Source organism: Bacteroides sp. AF39-11AC, from assembly GCF_003474285.1.
In the GTDB taxonomy this organism is placed as follows: Bacteria; Bacteroidota; Bacteroidia; order Bacteroidales; family Bacteroidaceae; genus Bacteroides.
In genome coordinates this window covers 290652-311197 of record NZ_QROH01000004.1, presented here as the reverse complement: position 1 = coordinate 311197, position 20546 = coordinate 290652, and the positions used below count along the sequence as shown (strand labels likewise).

Genomic DNA, 20546 nt, shown 5'->3' with positions numbered 1-20546 from the left:
TAAAAAGCCAATGTAACATGGAATATTGTGTCAAAGTCAATTTTATACATGTTTATGTACAATTCTTTATTCTCCATCTCTCTACATGCCATTACATTTGCAACACTTTTTCACAAATAATAGATTTTACTAAAGTCTTTGCTGAAAATTAGAATATCAACTTTTGTTTAACTTAACTAATTAAAGTATGAAAAACAGAAAAAGAATCAATCTGTTTGACCATCGAAACAAATCACGATGGTTGTTTCTCTTTATTTTGTTGATTGTACCTTTGTTTTCTCCCATAGGAGTGCAACAGGCATCTGCCGCTGTGAATACGGTGCAACAACAGAAGAAAACGATAACTGGTACCGTAGTCGATAGCAATGGGGAAGCTGTTATCGGGGCCAATGTTGTCGTTAAAGACAATGCGGAAATAGGTACAATTACTGATCTTGATGGTAATTTTAGACTGAGCAATGTACCTGAAAATGCAAAATTGGTTATATCATTTATTGGATATAACACACAGACAATCAATGTAAAAGGAAGCATTCTGAAAATTACATTGGAAGAAGACTCGCAAATGCTGGGTGAGGTAGAGGTTGTAGCCTACGGTGTACAGAAAAAGGTATCTGTAACAGGAGCCATCTCCAGTGTGAATGGATCCGAGCTAACCAAAACACCTACAGGATCTGTATCAAACATGTTGTCCGGACAGATGGCCGGTTTAACTACAGTACAGTATTCCGGTGAACCGGGTAGCGATGCCGCCAGTATCTTCGTGCGCGGACAGGCCACATTCAACAATTCATCTCCTCTTATTCAAGTAGATGGTGTGGAACGCGACTTCAATGAAATAGACCCAAACGAAATTGAAAGTATTTCCATCTTGAAAGATGCATCGGCTACTGCCGTGTTCGGTGTGCGTGGTGCCAACGGTGTTGTGCTGATTACTACCAAACGCGGTAAAGAGGGCAAAGCCAAGATTTCTATCAGCACATCGGCCAGCATCATTGCTCCAACTGAAAGCATCAAGATGGCCAATTCTTACCAATATGCCACTTTCTACAATCAGATGTTAGCTAATGATGGCAAAGCTCCAATGTTCTCGGACGAGATTGTTCAGAGATTCCAAGATAAGTCCGATCCCATTCGCTTTCCCAGTGTAGACTGGATAGATTACTGTCTGAAAGATATGACCCTGCAGACGCAGCACAATGTCAATATCTCCGGTGGTACCGAACGCGTGCGCTACTTTATCTCGGCAGGTGCCTATACGCAGGGCGGTTTGTTCAAGGACTTTGGTCTTCCTTACGACTTGACATACCAGTACAACCGTTTCAACTACCGCTCTAATCTGGATATTGACGTAACTAAAACCACGACCTTGACCATGAACGTGGCAGGAAATGTGAACAACTCTTCTAAGCCCTATACCGGACAGGGTAGTGCAGGTATGCTTATTAATATGTATTATTCCACTCCATTCTCCAGCCCCGGCTTTGTGGATGGCAAACTGGTAAACACTACTAAAGATTATAACGACCTTCGTCTGCCGTTTACAGGTGGAAGCGGCATGAGTTACTACGGGGGTGGTTTCATGAAGACCAGCAATAACACCTTGAATGCCGACCTTCAGTTGAAGCAGAAGTTAGACTTCATTACCAAAGGACTTTCTTTCCATATTAAAGGTTCCTATAACAGTGGCTTCACTTCTTATACACAGGCCAGTGCCAGTGTAGCTACATATACTCCTGTGCTCCAGGAAGACGGCTCGATAGCTTACAAGAAGGCCGGACAGAACAGCCAGCTTAAGTATGAAGATAGAGATCCCGGAAAATCGCGCAACTGGTATATGGAAGCTGCACTCAACTATGCCCGCAATTTCGGTAATCATCACGTTACGGGACTAGTACTTTACAATCAATCCAAGACATACTATCCTTCTACTTTTTCTGATATTCCGCAGGGATACGTCGGAATCGTGGGACGTGCTACCTATGATTGGAAGAACCGTTATCTGGCCGAAATTAACGTTGGCTACAATGGTTCCGAAAATTTTGCTCCGGGCAAGCGATTCGGAACATTCCCCGCCGGCTCCTTTGGCTGGATTGTAAGTGAAGAGAAATTCTGGGAACCTATAAAGAGCGTAGTCAACTTCCTCAAATTCCGCTATACCATCGGTCTGGTAGGTAATGATAAAATCGGTGGTTCCCGCTTCATGTATATGTCCGACCCTTATGACGTGAATAATTCATCGCTGATCAATCGCGACGGTCATGGCTTTATATTTGGTATAAATAACTCCACTGCAAGTCCCGGTGCTTACGAAAGTTCCAAAAACAATGCAGATGTGACTTGGGAAAAAGCCTTGAAGACCAATTATGGTGTGGATGTCAATTTCCTTGACGACCGCTTGCGTACTTCTTTCGACTATTATCACGAAGATCGTAAAGACATCTTATTGAGCGACGGTACGGCACCTTCTGTATTAGGTTTTGCAGTTCCTATGGCCAACCTCGGAAAGATGAGAAGCTGGGGCTGGGAAATTACCCTCAAGTGGAATGACATGATAGGAAAGGACTTCAGATATAATGTAGGTCTGAACCTGATGTACAACCAGAACCGGGTAGTGGATAGAAAAGAAGCACCGATGAACGAAGAATACATGTACCAGAAGGGCCGCCGTCTTGGTTCGCGCAGCCAATACTTATTCTTTGAATATTATAATGAAGACACTACTCCCATCCGCTACCAAGAAGTATATGGAGTAGACATGCCGAAGCAACTGACCGATAAACTGAAAAACGGTGACTGCGTATATGTAGATTTAAGTGGTGACGGAAAAATAGATGCCAACGATGCATCTCGCGATTATGGCTTTACAGATGATCCGGAATATATGGCAGGTCTCAATCTGGGATTCAGCTGGAAAGGCTTCGACTTCTCGATGCAATGGACTGCTGCTTGGAATGTGAGCCGCAGCATTTCCAGTGTGTTCCGCCAACCCTTTACCGACCGTACTGATACTGATCAGGGAGGTTTACTGGTGTACATGCTGGACAATACTTGGACAAATGATAATCCGAACCCCAATGCAAAATATCCCCGTGCAACAATTGATAACAAGACAAACAACTATGCCGGTTCTACACTTTGGGAACAAGATGCCAAGTATATCCGATTGAAAAACTTGCAGCTTGCTTATAATTTCAATCTTCCGTTTATGAAGAAACTGAAGCTGAATATGATGCAGCTTGCTTTCAGCGGCTACAATCTGCTGACCTTTACCCCGTACATTTGGGGGGATCCGGAATCCAGAGCCAGCAACTCTCCGTCATATCCACTGACGAAGACTTATTCATTGAGTTTGAAACTTGGTTTTTAATCTTATTATCGTAACAGTATGAAATATTATAATAAATGGTTTTTGAAAGTCGTTTCAGGACTGACACTGATGTCACTTGTCGCTACAGCTTGTGTAGATGATATGACGTTCGGTAATGCTTTCCTCGAAAAGGCACCCGGTGGTACGGTAACCAAAGATACCGTATTCAATAATGCCGAATATACCCGTCAATTCCTTAACAATCTCTATGGATTGCAGTATTACGGACTTCCTTATAAAAACGTTGCCAACCAGGAATCTTCCAACAACTTTGTCGGTAAGCCATCCGCATTGACCGATCTCTATGTGTTCACTTATGGTAGTGCAGGCATCACAGGTCCTTATTATAAAGGTACGCACAGTGCCAGTTATGGCATCCGACAGGATAAGTTCTCTTATTTGAAGAATAACATCTGGGAAGCCGTACGTGGAGTATGGCTGCTCATTGAGAACATTGACAATGTGCCCGGTTTGAGCACAGAAGAAAAGGCATCCATGGTGGCACAAGCAAAGTGTATCCTTGCATCCCGCTATTTTGATGTGTTTCGCCATTATGGAGGTGTCCCCATTATCCGTGCATCCTTCAGTGGAACAGACGCCAGCTATAGCATGCCGCGTAACAGTGTGGAAGAGTGTGTAGACTTTATGGTGCAACTTTTGGATGAAGCTGCAGCAGTATTGCCTTGGGCGCTCGAAACACCTGCATCCGACTTCGGACGTTGGACCAAAGCGGCAGCCATGGCCTACAAATGTCGCATTCTGCAATTCGCCGCTTCTCCTTTGTTTAATTCCGCTGACCCTTATTATCCCGGGGTGACGGATAATCCCGCCATCTGGTATGGTGCTTATAAACCCGAACTGTGGAATCGTTGTCTGGATGCATGTAAGGCTTTCTTTACTGAATTAGCATCCAAAGGTGGATATCGCTTGCAGCAAGCCAATGGTAATCGCCCTGAAGACTATCGCTTGGCTTACCGTGCCGGATATGCCAATCTGGATAGCCCGGAAGTATTAATTAATACACGTGTAATAGATACAGATGCTTTTAAATCCGGTAACTATAACTGGCACCAGTGGGGTGATCCGCTAATGAAAATTCATCGTGGTTATTCTCCTACCCAAGAGTATATGGAAATGTTCCCTTGGAAAGATGGTAGGCCTTTCGATTGGGACAAGACGGAGGCAGAAGGAAAGCTGGATGAAATGTTTCAGATAGGAACTGTTGAAGATGAAAGTATTCAGCTGACCCGCGACCCGCGTCTGTACGAAGAGATAATTGTCAATGGGCAGTGTATTTCTTTAGACTGGACCACCGGTAATATGTCAGGCCGTAGTTTCGAATCATGGATAGGTGGAAAGGATGCCGGTAATGACCCGAAAAATGAGACTGGTTCTTTTGCAACCGGATATGCGCCGATTAAGTTTCTGATGGGAGATGACATGCTCCGCAGATATGTACACTGGCCCTGCATCCGTTTGGCAGAGCTTCATCTGATTTATGCCGAAGCATTGTGTCAGAGTTCTCAGGGAAGTATGGAAGAAGCCATTGCCCAGGTAGATATTGTGCGTGCACGCGTTGGCATGAATGGACTGGCTGTATGCAATCCGGATAAGAACCTGAAGTCGGACAAAAAAGCTTTGTTGGAGGAAATTCTTCGTGAGCGTGCTTGCGAACTGGGTATGGAAGATGCCCGCTTCTTCGACTTGATTCGCTACAGGCGTGCTGATGTCTTTGAAAAGCAACTTCATGGTCTTTTTATCTACCGTCTGGATGAAAACGGGCAACCGATAGAATCGCCCTGGTATGGCAATGACCAAGGTAAAAAGCCCTATCCCACTCGCTTTAAATATGTGAAAGATCCGATAGACAAACCTACCCGCTATTGGTGGACCGCCGGTTTCGATCCCAAATGGTACTTGTCTCCTTTCCCGGCAACAGAGGTGAATAAGGGCTATGGACTTGTTCAGAACCCGGGATGGTAATGAAAATGAATGTTTCAATTACAAATTGACAAATTATTATGAAGAAAAATAGAATAATCATTCCGGCACTCCTTGCTTGCCTATGCCTGCAGGGTCGTGCACAAGAAGTTAATGATAGCTTGGTCAATGGCAAACCGGCTATATCTTCCCACAAAGTGATACAGATCGGCTACCAGAAAGCACAGCGGCTGGAGGAATCTACTTCATCGGTCTCCACTGTGTATAACGAGGATTTCAATAAACGCAGTGCCAAGAATATAGCTAATTCACTCTATGGATATGGCATAGGACTAACTACCCTGCAAGGAAGCGGACGCTATGCCGATGCCCAGCCTACATTCTTTATCCGCGGATTGCAAAGCTTGTCAACCAATAATCCTCTGGTGTTGGTAGACGGTATCGAACGTGACATCAGCGATTTAACACCTGAAGAAGTAGAATCGGTTGCCATCCTGAAAGATGCTGCTGCCGTTGCTCTCTACGGATACAAAGGCATCAATGGCGTGGTAAACATCACTACCAAGCGCGGTGCCTACAACACCCGGGAAATCAAGTTCACCTACGATCACGGCTTCGGCTGGCAGGCACGCAAACCTAAGTTTGTAGACAGCCCCACGTATGCCAGTGCCATGAACGAAGCCCTAACCAACGACGGAATGTCGCCCCGCTACACGCAGGATGAGCTGAATGCTTTCCGTTCAGGACAGTACCCCTACCTCTATCCCAATGTAGACTGGCTAGGAGAAACTTTCCGCAATATGGATGCCACGAACATCTATAATATCAGTTTCCGTGGTGGTGCAAGCAAATTCCGCTATTATGCCATGGCCAACTTGACAACTAATAAAGGATTCATTGCCAGTCCTTACACTAACGAAGGATATTCTACACAAGACGAATATTCCAGAGCTAATCTGCGTACGAACCTCGATATCGACCTGAGTGAGAATACCAAGTTGAAACTGAACGTGCTGGGCATCTTGTCCGAATCAAGGACACCGGGTGCCAAAGATGAAGCCGGAGCAGATATCTGGAATATGATTTACACACTCCCTTCAGCCGCTTTTCCGGCTCGTCTGGAAAATGGCACATGGGGCGGTAGCGCAACCTGGGTCGGAACACAAAACCCGGTAGCCGTATCGCAAGCTGCCGCGTATACAAAATTCCACGAACGCACGTTGTTTGCCGACATGACTTTGGAGCAAGATTTGGCGTCCATCACTCCGGGTTTGGGAGCCAGTGCCCTATTATCCTATGACAACTATGCGCAGTATTGGGAAGATCATTCCAAAACATTCGTCTATGGCAGCAACTCTGTGACCTCTTGGGAAAATGGTGTGCCGGTCAATACCTCCTATTATACTGACGGCAAGGAAAGCGCTATGGGCAATGTATCCAAGTGTATCGCTTTTACACGTGTATTCAACTTTGCTGCAACCTTGTTCTACACCAAGCAGATCAATGCGAGTAGCAATATTTACAGTCAGTTGAAGTGGGATTACGAATACCGTAATACTAAGGGCACCGATCAGACCTGGCACCGCCAAAATGCATCTTTCTACACCCACTATGGCTATAAAGACAGATACTATGCAGATGTAACCGTTGTAGGCTCCGCATCCAACAAGCTGGCACCGGGACACAAATGGTCTGTATCTCCTACGGTCGGTTTGGCTTGGGTGATGTCTAAAGAAGATTTCATCCGTGATATTTCGTGGATTGACTTCTTGAAACTTCGTGCCTCGTTTGGTGTGATCAATACGGACCGTTTGCCCTTAGATGATGATAAGGACGTTACCAATTATTGGGAGCAAACCTACGGCGGCGGCAGTTACTATCCTTTCGACACCAACTACTCGGTAGGTACGCAAAGTTGGTCATTAGGTCGCCTGGCCTCATTGAACTCTACACATGAGAAAGCATATAAATACAACTTCGGTTTGGATGCCAGCCTGTTCAACGGTCTTGACCTGTCTTTCGATGCTTATTATGAAAGACGCCAAGATATCTGGGTATCTTCAAGCGGTCACTATTCCAGCGTGCTGGGCTTCACCGCTCCTTATGAGAATGGCGGTATAGTGGACAGCAAGGGTTTTGAAATCGGTGCCAGCTATAACAAAAAGATCGGCGAAGTCAGCCTAAATATCGGTGCCAACTTTGCACTTGCCAAGAATGAAATCATAGAGCAGATGGAAGAACCCCGCCTGTACGACAACCTGAAGACTACCGGCAATCCGCTGAAACAAACCTATGGTCTGAAAGCAATCGGTTACTTCAAGAATCAGGCAGATATCGACAACAGCCCCACGCAGGCCTTTGGCAATGTAAAGCCGGGCGATATCAAATATCAAGATATCAACGGTGACAATATTATCGATGCAAACGATAAAATAGCCATCGGATACAGCACTACGGCCCCCGAAATCTATTACTCGTTCAACCTCGGTGCCGAGTGGAAAGGCTTTGGCTTCGACGCCATGTTCCAAGGCACAGGCAGATATTCAGCCGTGCTGAATACGAAGAGCTTGTATTGGCCGCTGATCAATAATACAACCATCTCGCAAGAGTACTACGACAATCGCTGGACGTCCGAGAACCAGAATGCCAAGTATCCGCGCCTGAGCTCGCAAAGCAACGAGAACAACTACCAAACCAACAGCCTGTGGCTGGCAGACCGCTCGTTCCTAAAATTGCGCTCGGTAGAACTGTACTACAAGTTCCCGACAACATTATTGAAGAAGAGCAAGATTTTGAGCAATGCCAAGATCTACGTGAGAGGCATCGACCTGTTATGCTTCGATAAAATCAAGGTTGCCGATCCCGAATCTTATGGATCCACCTATCCGTTGACGCGCAGCGTTGTGGCAGGATTGACCATCGGTTTTTAATTGTTGAACCTTAATAAAAAAACATGATTATGAAGATCAGAAAAATAGTGAACGGAATAGCGTGTATAGTAGCTTTGTCGGCATGTGATATGGACTATCACGAATATTCCAATTATGGGAAGGAATATATGGACGAAACATACGAAAACGTAATCGGTATGATTACGAACGTATATTCCATGTTAGATTATGATTTCGGTCAAGTATATTCAGGCGGCATGCTGGCTTCGGCATGCGATGAGGCCGAATATGCATATACCAATAATGACATCTGTAACTTCACGAATGGCTCTTGGAGTCCATCAAATCCGATGTCGAATACGTGGACAAGCAGCTATAAAGCCATTCAGACTTGCAACCAATATCTAGCAGAATTCCAGGGACTGACGTTTGATGAACTGAAGTTGAACGACGATTATCGTGCACAGATGTTCCGCTATAACAACAGTTTTAAGGAAGCTCGTTTCCTGCGTGCCTATTTCTACTTTAACTTGGTGCGTGCCTATGGTGATGTTCCCTACTTCACCGAAATGATGACGACGGACAGGGTGAATACCCTGACACGCACCCCGGCACAGGAAATCTTCGATGCCATCATAGCCGAATGTGATTTGCTGGCTTTAGAACTCCCTGCCGACTATACCAAACTGGGTATGGAAGGCATCTCGCCAGCCGAAAGTGGACGTGTCACTTGTTATGCGGCCATGGCACTGAAGGCACGTGCTGCCCTGTATGCTGCCAGCCCATTATTTAATCCGAACAACGACAAAGCTTTGTGGCAAAGAGCAGCCAAAGCTAATAAAGCTGTTATTGATGCCTGTACCGAGGCCGGTTTCAAACTGGGTAAATACTCTGAACTATGGGGTCCCAATAACTGGTCTAACAGCGAGATGATATTCGCACGCCGCTATAACACCAGCAAGGGTGTAAACTCCAGTATTCTGGAAGAGTATAACTTCCCGATGGGCGTTCCCGGCGGCAAATCAGGTAACTGTCCCACACAGAATCTGGTGGATGCTTACGAGATGCAGTCCACCGGCAAGTTGTGGAATGAAGAAGGGAGCGGTTATGATGCTGCCAATCCGTACGCAGGACGCGACCCACGCTTCGGCATGACCGTTGTGAAAAATGGTGATACCAAATGGCCGTCGAAGAATAGCAAACCTATCGAGACTTTCTACGGTGGCTTGAATGCAGAACCTATCTCGGGAGCTACTCCTACGGGATATTATCTGAAGAAATATCTGGATTCAGCCATCGACCTGAGTGCCAGCAGTACCACCAAAACCAGCCGCCATTCATGGGTTACTTATCGTTTGGGCGAATTTTATCTGAACTATGCAGAAGCTGTCTATAAATACACTGGTTCGGCAGACGATGCGAGCGAATTTGGAATGACAGCACGTGAAGCAGTGAATGTTATTCGTAATCGTACAGACGTGAAGATGCCGGCATTGCCTACGGGAATGTCTTCCGATGCTTTCTGGACTAAATACCAGAATGAACGCATGGTGGAACTCGCCTTCGAAGGACATCGTTTCTACGACTTGAGAAGATGGAAAGAGGGTGATAAGATGAAAAATATTACAGAAATGAAGCTCACCAAGAATGAAGACGGCTCCATCAAGTATGAACGTAAGACAATAAACCGCACTTGGGAGGATAAAATGTATCTCTTCCCCATTCCTCAGTCGGAAAGGATGAAGAATCCGAATCTGATGCAGAATACGGGTTGGGAATAGTATTAATAAAATGAGAGGAAGTAAGGCACCTTTCTTCCTCTCATTTCTTAAGTAAGAACTTTAAGTTCCCCCTCCTTTTTGATAAACCGACGGTGCCACTCCGAACTGGTTCTTAAAGCACTTACTAAAATAGAACGGATCATTGATACCTACTTTGTAAGCCACCTCTGCTACTGTATAATTTTCCTGTGATAATAATAATTCCGCTGCCTTTTTCATCCGAATGATCCGCAGATATTCATTGGGAGTATAACCGGTGACACCGCGTAACTTTCTGTAGAACACCGTCCGTCCCATTTTCATCAACTGCGCAAATTCATCTACTGCGAAATCCGGACGAGATATATTTTGCTCTAATACAATCGTCAGTCGTTCTGCAAATTCCTTTTCCCGATCTGTAGAGCACATGGCGGCACGTATAATCCCAGGCTCACCGGAAAATTTCTCACGCAACTTCTCTCGTTGTTCTATCAACTGAAAAATCCTGGCAAGCAACAACCTAATACTGAAAGGTTTTGCAATGTAAGCATCTGCACCCGACTCTATTCCATGCAGATGATTATCTTGTGAACTTAAAGCAGTTAACAAGATAACAGGAATATGACTGGTTGAAAAGTCCGCCTTCAGTTTTTTGGTTACTTCAAAGCCACTCATTCCAGGCATCAGGACATCGCAAATAATCAAATCCGCATCATAGGTCTGTGCTTTCTCAAAACCGGATGTACCATCAATAGCTACTTCAACCTCAAAATAAGCACCAATTTCTTCTTTCAAAAATTTGCGGATATCATCGTCATCTTCAATAATAAGTACTCTTCGTTTATTCAAAGGTGTAAGAGTTCTTTCCGGCAACGGCAAATTTTCGGAAAGATCCTGCAGATGATAAGCCTTGTCAGCTTCCCTCAGCAATACATTTCCAGGAATCAAAAAGTCTTTCTCATCATAAACTGCCTCATCAGTCGGAATACAGACTGTAAAAACAGAACCTCCGCCTTCATTTTCTTTATATTCAATCGTACCTTTATGTACTTGCACCAATTCATGGCTCAGATGCAAACCAACCCCAATACTGTCACCGGAGAAACTACTTTGCATAAAGCGTTTAAATAATTCATTCTGTTTTTCCGGCGGAATACCTACTCCTGTATCCGCAACCTGAATCTGCAAAATCTTTTTTACTTTATCTACATTTATAATAAGAAGAATTGTTCCACCCGAAGGAGTATATTTGAAGGCATTAGACAAAAGATTGTAGACCACCTTATCCAAATTACCTTTATCAATGAACATCTTATAAGATGGTACGGATGGTTTGAAAAGGAATTGCATATTCTTTTGTTCTGCTACATCACCAAAACTAAGAAATATCTCATAAAGAAAAGCGATAACATCCGTTTCTTCTAAAGAAAGTGCTAACTTGTTATTCTGCATCTTTCTGAATTCCAGCAACTGATTGATAAGCCTCAACATACGCTGGGTACTTTTTTCCATCGTATTCAATGGGTGTACCAGCTCGCGAGGAACAGCACTGAAACCTTGTATTTTCTCCAAAGCCCCCTGAATCAAAGTAAGTGGAGTACGAAATTCATGGGAAATATTGGTAAAGAAAACTAATTTATACTCTGTCAATTGCTCCTCTACATGGATGCGGTTACGTAAACTATTAAAATTATTAGCCACGCGATAGGCAAAAAACAAAACCACTATGATTAGAATGACATATCCTAACATAGCCCAGCTACTCTTCCAAAATGGAGGAACAATTACTATTTTTAAAATGGTTTCGTCATTATTCCAGACCCCTGCTCCGTTACAAGATTTCACATGAAGTTTATAGGTACCCGGAGAAAGATACTTATAAGACATAAAACTCAAAGGAGAAGGAGTACTCCACTCTTTATCATAGTTTTCCAACCAATACATATATTTGGTTTGTCCGCTATCCGAATAATCTAACGTAGAAAAGTCAAGCAAGAATGAGTTCTGGAAATACTCCAAAGTAATTTCGTCCGAATAAGCAAGAGATTGCTTTAAAGGAGAATCTATCATTTCAGGACTCATTTGAGTTCCGTTGATATATAAATTCGTAAAAATAACAGGAGAAAAAGTTTCATTGCTCGGTATCTTCTTAGGGTCAATGAGTGTTAATCCATAATTTGTACCGAACAATAATCTTCCATCCTCACATACGCAGGCACTGTTCTCGTTGTAAACATTCCCTAATGTATAAGAAGAAAAGAAGTAATTCTCAAACGAATGATTAGAGGGATTAAATTTTGTCACGCCATATTCCGTAGCAATCCACAACATTCCGTTACTGTCTTCCAGTATGTTCTGAACTACATCATTCACTAATCCTTCCGCAACTCCATAGTGCTCGTATTTCAGGGTAGTATAGCCATCTACAGCTTCACAGAGACTCAAACCTGCACCTGATGTCCCTACCCACATACGCCCCTCGTTATCACGATGCAAACACCTGATTTCATTGCTGCAGAACTTCCCGTTCGTATAATTAAACCAATGAAAGTTTTCAGGGTCAGCAATCAACGAATCCGGATGAAAGATACAGATTCCATCACTGGTACCCATCCACATCATACCGTTTTCGTCTTCTATCATATCTCTTACCCTTAGCATGCCATACGTTTGCTGAAAAAAATGATGAAATTTGTACTTTCCATCATCAGTAGGCTCTGCCAAATCCAGTCCACCACCAAACGTCCCCACCCACATACGGTCCTTTTTATCCCGGTAAATAGTAAAAATGTGATTAGAAGCCAGCGTGGAAGGATCAGACGGGTTACGCCTATACCACATGTCCCCTACCTTTATGCCATCACCTCGGGTACCCATCCATATACGCCCCTCACTATCCTCTGTAGCTGTATAAACACTTGTTTGAAAATACTGATTATCCCCTTTAGGCTTCACATTAGTATCATATTTATACAATCCGCCTTTTCGGGTACCCACCCATATCTCTCCGTTCTGCATTTGTTCCACCATCCTCACGGTATTCGATCGGTCAAAAAGTGTACGTGATTCCGGATAAATATGTGTAATTCCTTGATTCGAAATAGAGATACGAGACAAACCGGAATACTCGGAACTCACCCAGATCCCTCCTGCCCTGTCCTCCATTATGTAGAGCAAGAAATCCGAACCGATAGGGCTTGTATCCCCAACATTGGACACAAAGTGTTCCAATTTATCTTCCGATACATCATAGGCAAAAAGTCCGTTACCATAGGTAGATATCCAGATAATCCCTTGAGAATCATGAACAATATGGTAACGTTCATAATCAATATAATTCAACTTATCTTCAGGAATCAATTGGAATTCTTTAACTTTTCCGGTTTCAGCACAAATGTAATGAACCTTTCCGGTATGATTATATACCCAATAATTTCCACGATTATCACAAGTCACATCTCCGCGCTTGATATCCAAATCAGGATTAGCACTTAGCTTTTGAGTGACAAAATCGTAATCGTAGACTCCTATACTCGTGAGAATAACCCATTTATTCTTAAGCAGAAAATGTCCGCTTGGCGATGTTTTACCAACTTCTTTTGAGAATTTCACTAACAGCACCAACTTTCCGGAAGCACTCTCATAACGGTAAATATCTCCTCCTATAGTCATAAAGTACATGTCTTGCCCATACGCCATAGAATACTTAAAATTGTTCTCTCTATCTTCAATCTTGAATTTACCATTATGAACCGAAACAAGCCCACGCGCAGTGCCAATCCAGATTCTGCCGGATGCATCTTCATTGATAAATCGAATTCGGTTATCCGGTGAATTTCCATTCTCAGCTTTATATTCCACAGAGTGCATCGTCCGGTCGCCTTGTGGTATCACTTGCAAAACACCGTTCTTCTTATGTCCCAACCAGACATCCCCGTTGGAAGCAGTCAATATAATCGAATAGTTCCGTTCCAATCCTTTACCGCCTGTAAAGTCAACAAAACGTGCTTGCTGTAAATCATAACAGCTAAACATTTCCGGCATTGTTCCTATCCACAAAAAACCATTCTTATCTTCCTGCAACCAATTGATATGATTATCTGCCAATGATATTTTCCCATGACTATTGGTCTCCGGCTGAAAAGTAAGGAAAGAATTACCATCGTAGCGACTTAGTCCATTCAGAGTTCCCAACCATAGAAACCCCTTACTATCTTGATACATATAGCGGATGGAATTACTGGGAAGCCCGTCACTTGTCCTCATGTGCTTGGCATGAAGTTCTATGTTACCATAAACATCTGATAGCAAAGTTACCAATAGAACAGAAAGTAATAATATCTTGTGTTTCATAGAAATAATTTTATATTTGTCACAATATTTTAGCCATAAGATTAATTGTATATCCGTATGCAAATATAGAAAAATCAAAGTAAAACAGGCTGGACTTATTAGTACATTCATGTAAATATGTACATTCTCCATTAAATCCACCTATAATCACTTATTATAAAGACAATATTACATGCCTTTGTACACATATCTATTTAGCAATCAAAAAATCGCCCTACTTTAGCAACGGAATTTATCAGAATAGAGAAACCAATATGAAAATTAAAACATCAATATTCTAATTATGAGAAGAAAACATGCCTTCGTACTACTTCTGACAGGAGTATTCTTTCTTTCGTGTGCACAATCACGACAGAATAAAAATAAATTTGAGTGGGGAGAAATAGCCCACAAACCCGATTTCTCGTGGACTGAGAATATAGGTAGCCGACAATTACCGGATAGTACGATTATTGTATCTGCCAATACCTTTGGTGCAATAGCTGACAGCACGGTCCTTAGCACGGATGCCATTCAAAAGGCAATAGACAGTTGCGCTCTCTCCGGCGGAGGAACTGTCACTTTTCAGCCAGGATATTATCAGACAGGGGCACTATTTATAAAAAGCAGGGTAAACCTGCAACTGGATAAAGGAGTGACACTGATTGCCGACACCAACATGCTATCTTATCCAGAATTCCGTTCGCGCATTGCAGGGATTGAAATGGATTGGCCAGCAGCCGTGATAAATATTATCGGAGAAAAGAATGCCTCTGTTAGTGGAGATGGAACGGTGGATTGCCGGGGAAAAGTATTCTGGGATAAATATTGGACTATGCGGAAAGAATATGAAGCCAAAGGATTACGTTGGATTGTGGATTATGACTGCAAACGTGTTCGGGGGATTCTTGTTGAACGCAGTTCGGACATTACATTAAGTAATTTCACACTCATGCGTACCGGTTTCTGGGGATGCCAGATTCTTTATTCCGATCATTGCACCGTAAATGGTTTAAATATTAACAATAATATCGGTGGACATGGTCCTAGCACAGACGGCATCGATATTGATTCCTCCACCAATATTCTGATAGAGAACTGCATAATAGACTGCAACGATGACATTATCTGCCTTAAAGCAGGCAGAGATGCCGATGGACTGCGTATAAACCGCCCTACGGAAAATGTACTAATACGTAATTGTACAGCTCATAGAGGAGCAGGGCTTATAACCTGTGGGAGCGAAACTTCCGGCGGCATACGAAATGTACTGGCTTATGATCTCAAGGCTATCGGCACCTCAGTAGTACTATTGCTCAAAAGTGCTATGACGCGCGGTGGAACTATAGAAAATATCTATGTAACACAAGTAGAAGCCGAGAATGTCCGCCGGATTTTCGGTGCCGATCCTAATTGGAATCCAAAATACAGTTATAGCACACTGCCTGAAATTTATAAAAACAAAGAGATTCCTGAGCATTGGAAGGTTATGCTTACACCCGTAACTCCTCCCGAGAAAGGCTTCCCTCACTTCCGGAACATATATTTATCTCAGGTTAAAGCAACCAATGTTCAAGAGTTCATCTCTGCCTCCGGTATAAATGATTCTTTGCGCCTGGAGAATTTCTATTTGCATGCCATTGAAGCACAAGTTCAAAAGGCCGGCACAATACGTTTTACACAAAATTTCAACGCAACAGGAGTGAAACTTGAAGTTCCGACTCCCCATTCTATGTTGTTAGAGGAAAATGCGCAAGACAATATTAAGATAGAGTATGTACAGCAAAACAATAGTTAAGTTAAGTACTACTATTTAATAACGTAGCTGCAAATATTAATTCGTCCCCTTATAAGGGGACGAAAGGTTCTCCATAGGGGGACGAATTAGTATTTACTAAAAGAAAAGTTACTATCTTAATCCTTAATGCGAAGAATACACATATCCAACAAGAGCCATAATCATATATCCCCCCTCTTCCACACATTAACACATTTTAGTTTTATTCCTATAGGGAGTTCTTTTTCCGCCCCTGTCTTTAATTATGAACTATAAACTAAACTAAATTAAAACAGTATGAAACAACTTTGTAAAAAAATGGCGGGAGCTGCAGCTATTCTCTTCATCCTTGCTGCATGCAGTGAGAACAATTCCAATTATCCCGAAGAGTATGTAGGCTTTGACAAGACTACCAAGAATTATTCATTTGACAGAAGTAAAGATGTTGAAGAATTCGACATTAAAATTATCGCCGCAGAGAAGAAAAAAGAAGACCGGGAAGTACTTATCAACGGAGTAAGTATGCCAGGACAAACTGTCGTATTCAGCATCGAGGATAAAAAGGTTATTATTCCTGCAAAAAAGAAATCTGCCAATCTGCGTGTGAAGATCTATCCGAAGAAAATAAAAAATAAGGCAGAGTTTCGTATAGTCTGTATCCCGCAGGACAAGGAAGCAAAAAGAACACAAATCACGGTCTACCTGGAACCCCAATAACCTGAACCTGACTTTCACTATAATAAATAACGAGAATGAATCAGCAAAAGATGCAATTTCTCAATTTAAAAAGGATTTAGCGTAGGGAGTTTTTTCATTTCACCTGTCTTTATAGAAAAGAAAGATGAAGAACATGGAACAAGATTTTGAAAAAATACTCAATAAACTCGTAGCCTCCACCCGTTCGCCGAGAGGAAAATTTTCCAAAGCTAACAGTTGGATACTTCTTGAAAAACGGTTACCACGTCTGCAACGCCGCATTCTTTCATTGCGCACTATGGCGAGTGCAGCAGCCGTTGCCGTGCTTTGCGTACTGGGATGGTGGGCATACTATATGTTCGCCCCGGTACCATTGCAAACCGTATCCACACTGGCAGAAACACGTAGTATAACGCTACCCGACCAAACAGAAATTGTACTGAACCGCTACTCTACTCTGACTTACCCCGAACGGTTCAGAGGAAAAGACCGGAAAGTACAGTTGCAGGGTGAAGCTTACTTCGAAGTCAGTAAGGATGCGGCACACCCTTTCAAGGTGGAAGCCGAAGCGGTTATAGTACAAGTTTTGGGTACTCATTTCAATATCGAAGCCTATCCCGAAGATGCGCAAGTTAAAACAACGTTACTGGAAGGTTCTGTTGCTGTCAGCCTCATCGGTAAAGAAGAAGAACGCCTGGTGCTCTCACCTAACGAAAGTGCCATTTACAATAAGGATAAAAAGAGCTTAACTTTACATTCCGAAAAGGATGCATCGGAAGAGATCGTCTGGAGAAACGGAACACTGCTTTTTAAAAGTATTCCTCTGCAAGAAATTGTCCGGCAACTTTCCAATGCTTTTCATACGGACATTCGTATAGAAGATGCTGATTTGCAGAACTACCACATGACGGCTACTTTTTCCGATGGTGAAACATTGGAAGAAATCCTTTCTTTGCTTTGTCGCAACCAAAAGTTTGGATACACAAAAACGAATGACACTATAACGATCACACAAAAATTAAACTAGAATGAAATCCTCTATCTGCTCACCCCGCACCATCAGGAAATTATTCCTGGTGGGAGCGGTTCTCCTCTCGACCTGTACTCTACAAAGTACACTCGTACTTGCCACTTGTGTTTTACAGGCCAACCCTTCACAAACGCGTTTTAGTATTAAACTACAAAATGCTACGTTGGAAGAGTTTGTGAAACAAATGGAACAAAAAACCGGTTACAGCTTCATCTATGGAGAAGAAGTACGCTTGAATAGCCGTATCACATTGGCTGTCCGCGATCTCACTATCAATGAAATCCTGCGGAAGGCTTTTGAAATGCAGCCTATAGGCTTCGAAATATCAGGAAAACATATTTTGCTACATAAGCGGCCCATGCCGCAGAAAACCGTAAGCCGACGGTTCACGATCAGCGGATACGTGACGGACGGAGCGTCTTCCGAGACGCTGATTGGTGCCAATGTTCTCGATAGTCGTCAGCGTGTGGGCACTGCCACCAATCCTTTCGGTTTCTATACCCTCACCTTACCTGAGGGAGATGCAGAATTAAGTTTTTCGTATTTAGGGTACGAAACACAGCACAGTTCGTTCCCGCTAAACCAAGACACCGTGCTCAATATTCGCCTGAACACTAATAACGAACTGGCGGAAGTGATCATACTTTCGGATAAAAAGGAAGCTGGTATCCAAGCCACCGCCATGGGTGCACATGAGATTCCCATGGCACAAATACAACATACACCCGCTGTACTGGGGGAGGCTGATATATTGAAAACCATCCAGCTAATGCCAGGTGTACAGGCAGGAACCGAAGGCTTCTCCGGTTTATATGTACGTGGTGGAGGACCGGATCAGAACTTGATATTGCTGGACGGTATTCCTATATATAATGCTGACCACCTATTGGGTGTCTTCTCTATCTTCACACCCGAAGCTGTGAAAAAGGTTACACTGTTCAAGAGTTCTTTTCCGGCACGCTATGGCGGACGTCTTTCGTCTATTGTAGATGTGCGTACCAACGACGGGGATATGAAACGTTATCATGGTGCACTGAGCATAGGTACACTCACTGATAAAATACATTTGGAAGGACCTATTATCAAAGATCGCACTTCTTTTTCGATTAGTGGACGTACCACGCACACAGCTTTTATGGGAAAAGCTTTCAGCAGTGACGGTGATGAATTCAATTATTACTTCTATGACCTCAATGCCAAAGTAAATCATAAGTTTAACGATCGCAGTCGGCTTTTCCTGAGTTTTTATCATGGGAAGGATCACTATCACTTCAATTTCAAAGAGAGTTACGGTACTAGCGATTATTATGAAAGCAAAAATGGACTGAACTGGGGAAATACAATCGTTGCAGGACGCTGGAATTACGTATTTACCAACAAACTGTTTAGCAATACAACCGTAGCCTTCAACAGTTATCGTATGATCTTAAAAGGCAGAGCAAAAGAAGAAAATATCTACTCTTCATCACGGTCCTACTTCTATCAATACGATTCTGAGTATCGTTCAGGAATCCGCGATTGGAGTTTCCGGACTGACTTCGACTATACACCTATTCCTTCACACCACATTAAGTTTGGTGTAGAATACCTATACCATACTTTCCGTCCTGAAACCAATACTTCGAAAATGAAAGAAGAGGAGAATGGTGTAACTGAACAAGATACCTTGTATAATAGTATTTCGAACAGTTACCTGCATGGACATGAGGCTTCCGTTTATGCAGAAGATAATTTTGATATAGGTAGCCGCACCAGCTTGAATGCAGGAGTACACATTTCTCTGTTCAATACACAGGGGAAGAATTATTTCTCTATACAACCGCGACTTTCCGTTCATTATCGATTCGATCATGATTTCTCAGTAAAGGCATCTTTCTCTCAGATGGCTCAATATGTGCACCAACTCTCCTCCACTCCACTCGCCATGCCTACAGATTTATGGGTACCTATTACCAAAAACATACGTCCTATGCGTGCCAATCAATACTCTTTAGGCGGATATTATACCGGAATCCGGGGTTGGGAGTTCTCCATTGAAGGATATTATAAACAGATGCGAAACGTACTGGAATACCAGAATGGGGTTTCTTTCTTTGGTAGTTCAACCAATTGGGAAAAAAAGGTGGAAATGGGCCAAGGGCGTTCAATGGGTATAGAATTCATGGCGCAAAAGACCATAGGTAAAACCACCGGCTGGTTGGCATATACTCTGGCTAAAGCAGATCGCCAATTCAAAAACGGCAGTATCAACGATGGTGAGCGTTTTCCTTATAAATACGACCGCCGGCACAGTATTAGCCTCTGCCTAAACCATAAATTCAGTGAACGCATTGACATTGGTGCTTCCTGGATATACAATAGTGGCGGAACAGTTACCTTACCGGAACAGCAAACGGTCATTCTCAAACCTGATGGCAGCATAGAGCAAACTGACTACATCTCCAAACGTAATAACTACCGTCTACCTGCCAGCCATAGATTGAACATTGGAGTGAACTTTAACAAGAAAACCAAACATGGCATTCGAACCTGGAACATCAGTCTCTACAATGCTTATAATTCAATGAACCCAACACTCGTTTATGGCAAACGGCGCGATTATGATTACCTCGCCTATAAAGATGAACACGGTAAATACACAGGTGGTTATAATACATCAAAGCTATTCATAAAAAAAATAACTTTGCTACCGATCATTCCGTCTGTCACCTATACATACAAGTTCTAAGATATGACAACAAATAACCAT

9 protein-coding genes are annotated in these 20546 nt (G+C 43.0%); 8 read left to right on the top strand and 1 reads right to left on the bottom strand.

All coding sequences use genetic code 11. The features are described from left to right. Nucleotides 1–187: 187 nt before the first annotated feature. From DW036_RS09765 to DW036_RS09750, 4 genes are read left to right on the top strand one after another with little or no spacing between them, the layout of a single operon-like run. Nucleotides 188–3370 (top strand): TonB-dependent receptor, encoded by a 3183-nt coding sequence (locus DW036_RS09765; RefSeq protein WP_118463684.1) that lies wholly within the window; start codon nucleotides 188–190, stop codon nucleotides 3368–3370. Between the two features lie 18 nt (nucleotides 3371–3388). After that, on the top strand, nucleotides 3389–5353 hold the full coding sequence (locus DW036_RS09760) for a RagB/SusD family nutrient uptake outer membrane protein (RefSeq protein WP_118463681.1): 1965 nt from the start codon (nucleotides 3389–3391) through the stop codon (nucleotides 5351–5353). A 38-nt stretch (nucleotides 5354–5391) separates the two neighbouring features. Then, entirely contained in the window at nucleotides 5392–8241 is a 2850-nt protein-coding gene (locus DW036_RS09755; protein ID WP_118463678.1) for a SusC/RagA family TonB-linked outer membrane protein, read from the top strand. 29 nt (nucleotides 8242–8270) lie between these two features. Then, on the top strand, nucleotides 8271–9983 hold the full coding sequence (locus DW036_RS09750) for a RagB/SusD family nutrient uptake outer membrane protein (RefSeq protein WP_118464280.1): 1713 nt from the start codon (nucleotides 8271–8273) through the stop codon (nucleotides 9981–9983). A gap of 60 nt (nucleotides 9984–10043) precedes the next feature. On the opposite strand, the gene DW036_RS09745 is transcribed toward DW036_RS09750, so the two are convergent. Further along, nucleotides 10044–14315, bottom strand: coding sequence for a two-component regulator propeller domain-containing protein (locus DW036_RS09745; protein WP_118463675.1), 4272 nt, complete (start codon nucleotides 14313–14315; stop codon nucleotides 10044–10046). Between the two features lie 283 nt (nucleotides 14316–14598). On the opposite strand from DW036_RS09745, the gene DW036_RS09740 reads away from it, so the two are divergent. From DW036_RS09740 to DW036_RS09725, 4 genes are all read left to right on the top strand, one after another. Then, a complete protein-coding gene (locus tag DW036_RS09740) occupies nucleotides 14599–16092 on the top strand; it encodes a glycoside hydrolase family 28 protein (RefSeq protein WP_118463672.1) in 1494 nt (497 codons plus the stop codon). A gap of 276 nt (nucleotides 16093–16368) precedes the next feature. Next, the gene (locus DW036_RS09735; protein ID WP_118463669.1) at nucleotides 16369–16788 is read left to right on the top strand and encodes a hypothetical protein; all 420 of its coding nucleotides are present in this window, start codon (nucleotides 16369–16371) and stop codon (nucleotides 16786–16788) included. A gap of 124 nt (nucleotides 16789–16912) precedes the next feature. After that, complete coding sequence (locus DW036_RS09730; protein WP_187374591.1) at nucleotides 16913–17794, top strand: FecR family protein; 882 nt, start codon at nucleotides 16913–16915, stop codon at nucleotides 17792–17794. A gap of 1 nt (nucleotide 17795) precedes the next feature. Continuing rightward, on the top strand, nucleotides 17796–20525 hold the full coding sequence (locus DW036_RS09725; RefSeq protein ID WP_118463664.1) for a TonB-dependent receptor: 2730 nt from the start codon (nucleotides 17796–17798) through the stop codon (nucleotides 20523–20525). Nucleotides 20526–20546: the final 21 nt, after the last annotated feature.